Source organism: Streptomyces sp. NPDC002513, assembly GCF_053595355.1.
The window spans coordinates 58,251-69,699 of the sequence record NZ_JBSFXK010000041.1; the positions used below are offsets into that span (position 1 = coordinate 58,251).

An 11,449-nucleotide genomic window follows, 5' to 3' on the forward strand; every position below is an offset into this window, starting at 1 on the left:
CGGCGGACGCGCGCCACTGGCCGCTGGTGCGCCGCCCCACCGAGGCGATGACCCATCAGGAATTCGTGCAGTGGTGCGGGACGGTGCGCACCGCCGACTGGCACCTCCGCTTCGGTGCGGCGTCCGTGGTCTACGGGCATCTGCACATCCCGCGCCGCACGGTCTACGACGGCGTGCCCTTCGAGGAGGTCTCGCTCGGCTATCCCCGGGAGTGGCGCCGGTTCGGGCTCCGCCCCGATCTGGCCCGCCAGATCCTGCCCCCTGTCCCTGCAAGGTCCGATCGAGAATCGGAGTGATCGGAGCGACATGTCCATTTTCCGAGACGGGACGATTTTCCGAGACGGGATGATGCCGACAAGGCCGAAGAGCCGTCCGCATGCCGGGTCGCAGCCGGTGCCGGACGCGTATCGGCAGATCGATGTCGAGCTGGGCGACCGCGCGTACCCCGTGCGCGTGGGCAGGGGCGTGCGGCACGCGCTGGCCGAACTCGTCGGCACGACCGGAGCCCGCAGGGCGGTGGTGGTCTCGGCGCGCCCCGAGGAGTGGACGCCCGACCCCGGCATTCCCCATCTGACGGTGCGCGCGAAGGACGGGGAGCGGCACAAGACCTGGTCGACGGTGGCCGAACTGTGCCGCGCCTTCGCGGACTTCGGCCTGCGGCGCAACGATGTGGTGGTGTCCTGCGGCGGCGGTACGACGACGGACACGGTGGGCCTGGCCGCCGCCCTGTTCCATCGCGGCGTGCCGGTGATCCACCTGCCGACGACGCTGCTGGCGCAGGTCGACGCGACCATCGGCGGCAAGGTGGCGGTCAACCTCCCCGAGGGCAAGAACCTCATCGGCACCTACTGGCAGCCACGGGCCGTGCTGTGCGACACCGACTATCTGGAGACCCTCCCGGACCGGGAACGGACCAACGGCTACGGCGAGCTCGCCCGCTGCCACTTCATCGGCGTCGAGGGCATCCACCGCCTGCCCCTCGCCGATCAGATCACCGCGAGCCTGGCACGCAAGGCGGAGATCGTCGCGGTCGACGAACGGGACACCGGACTTCGCCATCTCCTCAATTACGGGCACACCCTCGGCCACGCCCTGGAAGTGGCGACCGACTTCCGGCTCCGGCACGGGGAGGCCGTGGCCGTCGGCACGGTGTTCGCCGGCCGGCTCGCCCATGCGCTCGACCGCATCGACGCGGCCCGGTGCGAGGAGCACCGCTCGGTCGTGGCCGGGTACGGCCTGCCGACGCTGCTGCCGGCGGGCGTGGACGACAGCCGCCTGGTCGATCTGATGCGGAACGACAAGAAGGCGATGTCGGGTCTGGGCTTCGTCCTGGACGGCCCCGGCGGCGCCGAGTTGGTGAGTTCCGTCCCGGAGAAGGCCGTGGCCGACTGCCTGGCAGAAATGCCACGAGAGCCCTGACCGCCTGACCGCCTGACCACCGTCGCGTGAATCCGAACAAGTGAGAGGTGAAGCATGGCCACGATGTTGTTGTTGAACGGCCCCAACCTGGGCATCCTCGGCCGTCGCGAACCGGAGATATACGGGACCGACACCCTGCAGGACATCGAGAAGTGGGTGGCAGAGGACGTGGCGGCCGTGGGATGGGAGGTGCGGGCCGTCCAGAGCGATTCCGAGGCCGATCTCATCCACGCGGTCCAGGACAGTCACGACACCGTGGGCGCGATCGTCAACCCCGGAGCCCTCATGATCGCGGGCTGGAGCCTGCGTGACGCTCTCGCCGGCTACCCGCGCCCCTGGATCGAGGTGCACCTGTCCAACGTCTGGGCCAGGGAGGCGTTCCGCCACGAGTCGGTGATCGCGCCCCTGGCCGCCGGCGTGATCATCGGCCTCGGCTCCTTCGGATACCGGCTCGGCGCCCGTGCGCTGATCTCCCGGGTGGTGGGAGCAGGTGCCGCATAGGTCTCCGGTAACCATCTGCGTTGTGCCCCCAGGCCCCGGCAGGAGCCGCAAGACATGGCTGGTCGTGCGCGCGGCGCTGACCTGCGCATTTGCGCCACGGTGGCAGTTGAGGGGCGGGCGCGGCTGGTGCCGGTCGCCCCTCTGAGTGGTCAGGGCCTGTCCGGCGGATCATGCCGGACAGGCCCGTGGTCCCGAGGAGGGCTCAGCGCTTGAGCGTGAACGTGAAGTCGCCGGAGAGCTTGCCGCTCAGCCGGACTGCCGCAACGAGCTTCCCCTCCGTGATCAGTCCCTCGACCTCGGCCCGCGAAAGACCACAACCTTCAGCGATCAGTCGCACCGGCCGGACAGGGATCTGCGCCGCAAAGCGGACCGAGACGTCGATCACCTCGCGGTCCGGGTGATCCGATCCGCCGCCGTCGAGGCGCCATGCGTTGTCCCAGTCGAGAGCGATGCGATTACGGCGCTGCACGGCGGGATCCTGGAGCAGCTCGGCTGTCAGGCCAGGGTCGTTGTCATGCAGACGGTCCAGCAGCTCAGGTCGTACGGAGCGTACATTCATCCGCTCCAGGACCGTGAGCTTTGCAGTCTCCCCGCAAGCGGTACAGAGCGCGAGGAGCCAGGCGTCGAGGAGCTTGTGGTTCGCGTTGACGCGAAATCTACCGCTTGCCCGGAAGCGCGCGGACGCGCACGCGTGGCAACGGCGGCGGACGAGCGGCAGGCAGGTGGGCATGACCACCCAGTTTTTGAGCACAGAAGTACACCGGTTTCAGTGAGAAATCCGCAGCAAAAAGGAGCGCGGCGCACAGGGGCGACGCGCGACACATCAGCGCTTGGGAGGTCTCACAGGGTGTACAACGGCACGTCCTTGACCAGACGACTTGGTTCGGCAGCACGGTAGTGGCGCACGGCGGCGCTGCTCCACTGGTTTTCGAGAGCCTCACCGCCAACGCCTCCTACGAGGACTGAGCGAGGCCTCGCGGGCCCCTGTCCTGTCCCGACGGGGCGGCCGGCTGCTCCGGGCACGGCAGGGTGCCGGGGCGCCGGCGCCTACACTGGGCGGGCGCATATGCGTGGACTGTGACCCGGGCGGATGGGAGAGGGCTGTGGCGCGGATCGCCAATGGCTATCAGGATCCTCCCGCCGAGGTGCTGGCGGAGGCGTCCGCCGCCTTCGGGCTGCTGGCCTCGACGGCCCGGCTGCACATCATGTGGGCCCTGGCCGAAGGCGAGAGCGATGTCACCCACCTCGCTGACCGGGTGGGTGGCGCCCTGCCCGCGGTCAGCCAGCATCTGTCGAAGCTGAAGCTCGCCGGTCTCGTCCGTGCCCGTCGCGAGGGCCGACGGCAGGTCTACTACGTGGAGGACCCCGACGTCGTCACCGTTGTCCGGCTGATGGTCGGGCAGCTGGCCGCGCGCGCCGAGGGGCCGGCCGCGCCGGTGCGCCGACTGCACGGGACCGGTGCCTAGGATCGCCTCGGCCTTCGGTCAGGGCGCTGAAGCGCCGCTTCCCGGGGCCGAGGCGGAGCAGCGGAGGGCACATGCCGTCGCGACGTCCGGGCTCGGCGCGGCGACCGCTCTGCAGATTCTGCGGCGGCTGGACAGCGGGCCGCGCGGGCTGACGGAAGCGCAGGCCGCGGAGCGTCTGGCCCGTTCCGGGGAGAACGCCCTCCCGGCGCGGCGGGGCGCCTCCTGGCCACAGCTCGTCGCACGCAGCGTGCACGACCCGTTCACCGTCGTGCTGCTCTGCCTCGGACTGGTGTCCGCCGCCGTTCTCTCCTGGTCCACCACCTGCGTGATCCTCCTGCTGGTGGTGGTCAGCTGTGTGCTGCGGGCCTCCGGCGAGTACCGGGCCGACCGGTCCATGGCCGGGCTGCGCGAGCTGGTCGCCACCACCTCCACCGTGGTGCGGCGCGCCGACACGGAGGCGCCGCCGACGGCTCGGGAGATCCCCGTGGCGGAACTGGTGCCCGGCGACATCATCAAGCTTGGTGCGGGAGACCTGGTCCCGGCGGACGTACGACTCCTGCGGGCGAGTGGCCTGACCGTGCACCAGGCCGCCCTGACGGGCGAGTCGGTCCCCGTGGCGAAGAACGCCGGGGACATCCCGCACGTGGACGGCCGCACCGTGTTCGAGCAGCCGCAGCTGTGCTTCCAGGGCAGCAGCGTCGCGTCCGGCAGCGGCACCGCGGTCGTCGTCGAGACCGGAGCCCGTACCCGGCTGGCGGCCGCGCAGGGAGGCTCGGCGCAACAGCGCGAGGCGAGCGCCTTCGACCGGTCGGTGCACGGCATCTCGTGGATCCTGATCCGCTTCATGCTGCTCACCCCGCCGCTGGTGCTGATGGCCAACGCCGCCCTGCGCGGACGCGGCCTGGAGACCCTGCCGTTCGCCGTCGCCGTTGCGGTGGGACTGACCCCGGAGATGCTGCCGGTCATCGTCACCACCTGCCTGGCCCGCGGTGCCGCACTGCTGGCGCGCACGCACGGGGTGATCGTCAAACGGCTCCCGGCGCTGCACGACCTGGGCGCCGTCGACGTGCTGTGCCTGGACAAGACCGGCACGCTCACCCAGGACCGGCCGGTCGTCGCGCAGGGCCTGGACGGCGACGGCCGCGAAGACCCCGGCGTTCTGCACTGGGCGGCGGTCAACGCCTGGTGGACCCTGCAACTCGCCGATCTGCCGGCGCCGGACGCCCTGGACGAGGCGATCCTGGACGCGGCCGACGAGGACGACCTCATGGCGTACGACGGGGTGACGGCTCTGCCCTTCGACCCCCTGCGCCGCCTGTCCACCGGCGTCGTCCGCGTCCCGGGACGTCTGGGCAGGCACACACTCGTCGTCAAGGGAGCCGTCGAAGCCGTCCTGGAACGCTGCGCTCTGGACGAGGACGGGCAACGGCGCCTGGCGGCCCTGGCCGCAGAGAAGGCCGAGGACGGGCTACGGATCCTGGCGGTGGCCACCGCCGAACGCCCGGCCCGTACCCGTGACTACGTCCCGGCCGATGAACGCGGCCTGACCTTCCGCGGCTTCGTCACCTTCCACGACGCCCTCACACCCACCGCCGCCGAGGCCCTCGCCGCGCTCGCCGAGCGAGGCGTCACCGTCAGGATCCTCACCGGCGACCACCCCGGTACCGCGGCCCGCGTCTGCCGGGATCTGGACCTCCCGCTCGGCCCGGGCGGTGTCGTGACCGCCGACCGTATCGACGGTCTCACCGACACCGCACTCGTCGAACTGGCCTGCCGCACCACCGTCTTCGCCCGCTGCACCCCCGAGCACAAGGCGCGGATCAGTACCGCGCTACGTGCCGGCGGGCACACCGTGGGATTCCTCGGGGACGGCGTCAACGACCTGCCCGCGCTGCGCGCCGCCGACGTCGGCATCGCCCCGCGCGACGCCGCCGACGTGGCCCGGGAGAGCGCCGACGTCGTGCTCGCCGAGAAGGACCTCACCGCGATCGACCACGCCATCACCGCGGGTCGCCACAGCGGCGGCAACGTCGCCGCCTATCTGCGGATCACCCTGTCGTCGAACCTCGGCAACGTCATCGCGATGCTCGCCGCCGGCCTGCTCCTGCCGTTCCTGCCGATGCTCCCGGCCCAGGTCCTCGTGCAGAACCTGTGCTTCGACACCGTCCAACTCGCCTTCGCCTACGACCGCCCCCACCCGTCGGTGCTGCGCAGCCCCACCCTGCTGAGCCCGCGTGAGGTCCTGCGCTTCATCACCGGCTTCGGCGTCCTCAACGCCATCGCCGACCTGGCCACCTTCGCCGTCCTCGCCCTGGCCCTGCACGGTCCGGGCACCGGCGACGACGAGGCGATCTTCCACTCCGGCTGGTTCACCGAGAACCTGCTCACCCAGGCGCTGGTCATGGTGCTGCTGCGTACCGGACGCCAGCTCTTCGAGACCCGTGCGCTCGGCCCGATCAGCTGGTCCGCCGGCGCGCTGGCCGTCGTCGGTATCGTGCTGCCGCCCTCCCCGCTCGGCCCGGTGCTCGGCCTGAGCACACTGCCGCTCGAGTACTACCTGCTCCTCACGGCCGTCCTGGCGCTCTACGCCATCGGCCTCGTACTGGCCCGCGCACGCTACGAGCGTCATCGCTCCGAACGCCGGAAAGCATGAGGAAAGCGGCGAGCTCTCGTACCGGCCGCGAGACGTTTCCTTCCGGGGCTCTCGGCGCGGTGATGGCCGCGAGCCGGAGACTCGCCCTCGGGATCATCCGGCTGTGCACCGGCGCGGTCTCACGGTCCCGCACGGTATGAAGGCCGACGGTCTCAGGCATCGGAGTCGGGCTTGTCGCCGGCGGCGGCGTATGCCTGGGCCGGTGTCATGCCGACGCCGTTGAGTGAAACGGTTCTGTACGGGCTGACCTGCGCGCAGGTCTTGGACTGGTCGGCGGTTTCGGCGTGGGCGTTGGAGACCGCGGCGTGGGTGTCGGCGGGCGCCGGGGAGGAGGTACCACTGGGGTAGGTGCTGCCGCTGGGCCAGTCACTGCCGATCACCAGGGTCAGGCTGCTCCCGCTGCCCTGCTTGAGGTGCGAGGCGGGCAGGCCGAGAGCGCGGGAAACGGCCTGTGCCTGCGGCTTCTGGCCATTGCCGTAGGTGAGGGTGGTGGTGGCCGTCATGCTCGGAGCGTTGGCCGTGGTCCCGCCCGAACCGAAGCCCTTGTCGGTCAGGGCACTGGCGATGACGGAGGCGCGGCCGCTGATGCCGGTGCCGTTCTCGATCCCCACCACGATCCGGGAAGTGTCGACCGCTTGGGCGGTGGCGGTGGCGGTGGCCGCGGCGGACTTCTTGCCGGACGAGCCGGTCAGGGACTGGTCGCCCGCGATGGTGGCGAACAGGGCCTTGGCGCCGGTGCCGACCACCAGCCGTTCCTTGTTGTTGGGGTCGGGAGCGGTCTGCATGGTGGTGAAGGTGATCTGCTTGGAGGGAACCTTGTCCAGGTCGGTGGCAAGACCGACCAGTTTCGAGACGCTGCCCAGGCCGTCATCGACGGTGAGCGCCTTGGTGGCCGCATCGGCCAGACCGTAGACCGCCGTGGGGTCGGCCAGGGTGCCCGCGCTCTTGAACTTGCGCATCATCGAGCTGAGGAACAAGTGCTGCGCGTAGGTGCGGCCCAGGTCGCTGCCGTCGCCGAAACCGTGCCGGGAACGGACGAACTCCAAAGCCGCGACCCCCTTGAGGGTGTGGGTGCCCTTGGACAGCTTCAGATGCGAATACGTGTCGTACACGTTGGAGCTGACGCAGACCGATACCCCGCCGACCGCGTCGGACATGCTGACCACCCCGGAGAAGTCGAGCTTGACGAAGTGGTCGATGGGGATGCCGGTGAGCTGGTGGATGGTGGCCACCTGGCAGGCCGGTCCGTACGACAGGGCGCTGTTGATCTGGCCGTAGTAGCCCGGCGTGGAGGTGCCGGTCTCGCTGTTCTTGCAGGCCGGAATGTCGGTCATGGTGTCGCGGGGGATGCTCATCACGGTGGCGTTGGAACGGTCGGCGGCTATGTGCACCACCATCTCCACGTCCGCGTTCCCCCAGCCCGACTGCACGCCGGTCTGAGAGCAGCCGCCGCCCAGCTTGCAGTCGGTCTGGCTGGTACGGCCGTCCGATCCCATCACCAGAATGTTGATGGGGGTGCGGCCGAAGGCGTCCGGCTTCTCGCTGCCGCCGCTCCCGTCGAGCCCGACACTGTGGATGTTGTCGTTCAGGTGCTGGTAGAACCACCACCCGGCGCCGGCGGTCGCCACGATCAGAACGGCCAGGCATGTCACGGCGAGCCGCAGCAGCCGCTTTCCGCGCGAGGTCGGCCGGACACGGCGCCGGGACTGCGAGTGGCCACGCGCGCGGGAGGCCGCCCGTGCCGCTGCCCGGCCGCCTGAGGGGTGCTCATCGGTGGGCTTGTTCGTACGCTGGCGGGGTACCGGGGCGGAGCGGCGGCGTGTGGCCCGGCCGGCAGGACCGTCCCGCAGGTCACTCATTTCCCACTCCCAGGTACGGTCGGGCCCAGCAGGCCGTCGGGGGTATGGCCAGGAACGTGTGGCCGTATCCGTCCGGCGAAGTGGGGCGTCACATTGATTGTTCAGTTGCGCAATCTAGCAAACCAAGGACCCGTCCAGCGCGGGTCCGCCCGCATTCACGGGTGAGAGATCTCATGGAGCCGCCGCTGTCGCCGCATCCCAGGATCCGGCGGGGTCGGCCGAGCGGGCCTGCCCCGGGGTGAGAACGCCGGAAGTGACCAGGGCGAGCCCGAGCATCACCACGATGATCTCACCTTTGGACGTCTGTTCCGAGGCGGTTCCCGGACAGGCCGCCTGCGTCGAAGGTGTTGATGTCGCCGTTCGGCTTCAGGCAGGTCCAGCGCGGACCGGCGGCACCGGGCATCAGCGCGGCCGGTGCGATGAGCTGTTCGCCACGGACTGTGTTCACCATGCCGGACTCATGCGGAGGGGACGGCTCAATCCCGTCCCATGCTTGTACAGTTGCGCAATGTAGCAATGATGGCAGATGGTGCGCCGTCCCGGTCCGTGCCACTGTCCGGCGAAGAAAAGGGGTGAGCCAGATGCTCCGCAACGGACTGGAACCCTGGCACCTGCTGATCGTGGCGATCGTCATCATCCTGCTGTTCGGTTCGAAGAAGCTGCCCGAGGCCGCCCGTGGGCTGGGCAGGTCGATGCGCATCCTCAAGAGTGAGGCCAAGGCCATGAAGGACGACGGCAGCGCACAGGCCACCGCGGCGCCGGCCGAGAGCCCGGCCTCCTCCGGCGAGCCCGCACCGCGTCTCGTCCAGGCCGCGCCCGGCGAGAGCGCGACGGCTCGGCCGGCGACCGAGAACCGAACGGCGCACTGAGTCTCACAAGCTCGGAACATCACGGGCTGGCCACGTCGAAGTGGTACTGCAGGGGCTCGCTCTTCGCGCGGAGGTCGCGGCGGTAGACGTACACCGCTGCGACCTGTACACCGTTCGACGGGCTGTCCTGTCGGCACGCATAGGACACCTGGACCACTGGGGGCCGGCCGGAAACCGTCATGCGCAGTCCGTCCGCCGGCCCCCCGTTGAGCACCGCGGTCTCCCATCCCGTCACATCTGTAGTCGCCACGGCGACAGTTTAGAGGTTGCGCAAGTCTTTACAGGTCGTGGTCGTGAGGCGGATCACGGATGCGTCTGGACGGCCCTATGTGGCGTCCGGGTCGAACGCCGCACGTGCAGCCGGATCGGCCGGAGCCCCCTTCGTCAAGGTCACCCGCCCTGCGGTCGACGTGTCGTCACGGCTGTCGTTCACCGCCTCGCGAACGGCGTCGGCGGCCTCCGAGAATTCACCGCCCGGGTCGAGGGTGCTGCGGATGTCCGCCAGCCCGAGGTCGTCGCCCTCGAGGATGTGTTTACGCACGAACGTCTTCGGATGCAGGTCCTCGAACTCGAAGTCCTGGAAGTCCGGCCCCAGTTCCGAGCGGATCTCCCGCTTGGCGCTCTCGGAGAACTCCCGCATCTTGCCCAGAAAGCTCATCACGTTCTGGATGATTTCGGGCAACTTGTCCGGCCCGAACAGCAGGACGGCAAGGACCGCCAGCGTGATGAGCTCCAGTGGGCCCACATCGGTGAACACTTCAGACCCCTCGCCTTCGTTCCGCTGGGCCCGCCCGCTGCGGGTGCATCCGGCATCAACACTTTAGAGGTTGCGCAATCATAGGAACCATTGCGCTAGAGTCTGCGTTGAAACGCAGTGACCGTGCAGGCGGCCCGCAGCCGGGAGGATGAGTCGTGGGAGTTTCCCTGGGCAAGGGTGGCAACGTGTCACTGAGCAAGGAGGCCCCGGGGCTGACCGCAGTGCTGGTGGGCCTGGGCTGGGACGTGCGCACCACGACCGGAGCGGACTACGACCTGGATGCTTCCGCGCTGCTGCTGAACACGTCCGGCAGGGTGGTCTCCGACCAGCACTTCGTCTTCTACAACAACCTCCACAGCCCGGACGGTTCGGTGGAGCACACCGGCGACAACCTCACCGGTGAGGGCGAGGGCGACGACGAGTCGATCAAGGTGAACCTCGCCGCGGTGCCCGCCGAGATCGACAAGATCGTCTTCCCGGTGTCCATCCATGACGCGGACGCGCGCGGGCAGAACTTCGGGCAGGTCCGCAACGCCTTCATCCGCGTGGTCAACCAGGCGAACGGGCAGGAGATCGCTCGCTACGATCTGACGGAGGACGCGTCGTCGGAGACCGCCATGGTCTTCGGCGAGCTGTACCGGTACGGCGGCGAGTGGAAGTTCCGCGCCGTGGGTCAGGGGTACGCCTCCGGCCTGCGCGGCATCGCCTCCGACTTCGGCGTCGACGTCTGACGGCCCCCACAGCCCCCGCCGCCCGCCTGGCTCACCCAATCCCCAGGCGGGCGGCGGGCCTTACCCGCCGCGTACGATGCGACGGGAGGGCGACGCGCCGTGTCGACCGTCAGCGGATCGGAGACGCACGGGGTATGACCAGTCAGTTGTTCGCGATCTGCTTCAACGCGACCCGGCCCGCGGGCCTGGCGCGGTTCTGGTCCGCTCTCCTGGGCCGGGAGTTGACCGACGGTCCGGACGACGACATCGCGATCCTGCCCCCGGATACCGCCGGGTTCCGCATCCGTTTCCTGCCGAGCCAGGAGCCGAAGACCGGTCAGAACCGGGCGCACTTCGACCTGACGAGCACCTCCCCGGAGCATCAGCAGCAGACGGTGGCCAGGGCGCTGAAGCTCGGCGGGAAACACATCGACGTGGGCCAACTCCCGGAAGACGGGCATGTGGTGCTCGCCGATCCAGACGGCAACGAGTTCTGCGTCATCGAGGCGGGCAACAAGTTCCTCGCCGACACCGGCTCCATCGGAGCGCTGGCCTGCGACGGTACGCAGGAGGTCGGTTACTTCTGGAGCGAGGCGCTGCGGTGGCCGCTGGTCTGGGACCAGGACCAGGAGACCGCGATCCAATCGCCGAACGGCGGCACGAAGATCACGTGGGGTGGTCCTCCGGTGGCACCGAAGACCGGCACGAACAGGCTGTACTTCGAGCTGGCGCCCCTGGGTGACGCCGGCTGGGAGGCGGAGGTGGAGCGCCTGACGTCGCTCGGCGCGACGCGCACCGACACCGGCGAGGGCGACGGTGGCCGGGTGATGATGCTCGACCCCGACGGCAACGAGTTCTCCGTGCAGAGGCCCCGTGCTCTGTGACAGGTCGTGATGTCGCCAGGGCCGGCCACCGTGCGCAGGCTCTCGGGACAGCCTAGCCGGACGCGCGTGGGCGGATCGCGTCGCGCAGGAGGAGGGTGGTGGTCACGCTGCCCACCCCGGTCAGGGCGATCGCGCGGCCGGCCGGGAGGAATTCCGCGAACACGCGCCTGGGGCCTGTTCTGAGTTTCCCGTCGTTCGCGCGGAGCGCGGGCGTCGCGGCGTCTGGTGCGTGCGACCGCAAGGCGGAGGGTCGCCCGCGTACTGGGCGTACGTGGGCGATCCCGACAACGCGGCTGGGGGTCCCCCCTGCTCGAAGAGCTTGGGGGAGTGC

12 protein-coding genes and 1 pseudogene are annotated in these 11,449 nt (G+C 69.8%); 8 read left to right on the plus strand and 5 right to left on the minus strand.

Translation table 11 applies throughout. The features are described 5' to 3' along the window. Positions 1-11: 11 nt before the first annotated feature. The 3 genes and pseudogenes from ACWD5Q_RS24330 to ACWD5Q_RS24340 form a co-directional block, all read left to right on the plus strand. Positions 12-296 (plus strand): annotated as a pseudogene (locus tag ACWD5Q_RS24330) (metallophosphoesterase); the annotation flags it as partial. 97 nt (positions 297-393) lie between these two features. Next, the gene (locus tag ACWD5Q_RS24335) at positions 394-1,419 is read left to right on the plus strand and encodes a 3-dehydroquinate synthase family protein (protein ID WP_451429141.1); all 1,026 of its coding nucleotides are present in this window, start codon (positions 394-396) and stop codon (positions 1,417-1,419) included. A gap of 54 nt (positions 1,420-1,473) precedes the next feature. Continuing rightward, positions 1,474-1,920 carry a type II 3-dehydroquinate dehydratase gene (locus ACWD5Q_RS24340; protein ID WP_451429142.1) on the plus strand — a complete coding sequence of 149 codons (447 nt, stop codon included), beginning with the start codon at positions 1,474-1,476 and terminating at the stop codon, positions 1,918-1,920. A gap of 202 nt (positions 1,921-2,122) precedes the next feature. Here the strand turns inward: ACWD5Q_RS24340 and ACWD5Q_RS24345 are convergent, their stop codons facing one another. After that, positions 2,123-2,650: a DUF1062 domain-containing protein gene (locus tag ACWD5Q_RS24345; protein WP_451429143.1), complete on the minus strand. Its 528-nt coding sequence runs from the start codon at positions 2,648-2,650 to the stop codon at positions 2,123-2,125. Positions 2,651-3,023: 373 nt separating this feature from the next. Between ACWD5Q_RS24345 and ACWD5Q_RS24350 the strand changes: the two genes are divergently transcribed. Next, entirely contained in the window at positions 3,024-3,386 is a 363-nt protein-coding gene (locus ACWD5Q_RS24350) for an ArsR/SmtB family transcription factor (RefSeq protein ID WP_451429144.1), read from the plus strand. Next, positions 3,379-6,039 (plus strand): magnesium-translocating P-type ATPase, encoded by a 2,661-nt coding sequence (mgtA, locus tag ACWD5Q_RS24355; RefSeq protein ID WP_451429145.1) that lies wholly within the window; start codon positions 3,379-3,381, stop codon positions 6,037-6,039. Before ACWD5Q_RS24350 ends, mgtA begins: the two co-directional genes overlap by 8 nt. A gap of 152 nt (positions 6,040-6,191) precedes the next feature. On the opposite strand, the gene ACWD5Q_RS24360 is transcribed toward mgtA, so the two are convergent. Together ACWD5Q_RS24360 and ACWD5Q_RS24365 are read right to left on the minus strand one after the other, a co-directional pair. Further along, positions 6,192-7,898 carry an LCP family protein gene (locus ACWD5Q_RS24360; RefSeq protein ID WP_451429146.1) on the minus strand — a complete coding sequence of 569 codons (1,707 nt, stop codon included), beginning with the start codon at positions 7,896-7,898 and terminating at the stop codon, positions 6,192-6,194. 289 nt (positions 7,899-8,187) lie between these two features. Further along, positions 8,188-8,349, minus strand: coding sequence for a hypothetical protein (locus ACWD5Q_RS24365; protein ID WP_451429147.1), 162 nt, complete (start codon positions 8,347-8,349; stop codon positions 8,188-8,190). Positions 8,350-8,479: 130 nt separating this feature from the next. Between ACWD5Q_RS24365 and tatA the strand changes: the two genes are divergently transcribed. Then, on the plus strand, positions 8,480-8,767 hold the full coding sequence (gene tatA, locus ACWD5Q_RS24370) for a Sec-independent protein translocase subunit TatA (RefSeq protein WP_451429148.1): 288 nt from the start codon (positions 8,480-8,482) through the stop codon (positions 8,765-8,767). Between the two features lie 19 nt (positions 8,768-8,786). Here the strand turns inward: tatA and ACWD5Q_RS24375 are convergent, their stop codons facing one another. Further along, on the minus strand, positions 8,787-9,017 hold the full coding sequence (locus ACWD5Q_RS24375) for a hypothetical protein (protein WP_451429149.1): 231 nt from the start codon (positions 9,015-9,017) through the stop codon (positions 8,787-8,789). Between the two features lie 75 nt (positions 9,018-9,092). Further along, on the minus strand, positions 9,093-9,524 hold the full coding sequence (locus tag ACWD5Q_RS24380; RefSeq protein ID WP_451429150.1) for a sec-independent translocase: 432 nt from the start codon (positions 9,522-9,524) through the stop codon (positions 9,093-9,095). Positions 9,525-9,679: 155 nt separating this feature from the next. Between ACWD5Q_RS24380 and ACWD5Q_RS24385 the strand changes: the two genes are divergently transcribed. Both ACWD5Q_RS24385 and ACWD5Q_RS24390 read left to right on the plus strand, forming a co-directional pair. Beyond that, positions 9,680-10,255 carry a TerD family protein gene (locus tag ACWD5Q_RS24385; RefSeq protein WP_451429151.1) on the plus strand — a complete coding sequence of 192 codons (576 nt, stop codon included), beginning with the start codon at positions 9,680-9,682 and terminating at the stop codon, positions 10,253-10,255. Positions 10,256-10,389: 134 nt separating this feature from the next. Next, entirely contained in the window at positions 10,390-11,118 is a 729-nt protein-coding gene (locus ACWD5Q_RS24390; RefSeq protein ID WP_451429152.1) for a VOC family protein, read from the plus strand. The last annotated feature ends 331 nt before the right edge of the window (positions 11,119-11,449 follow it).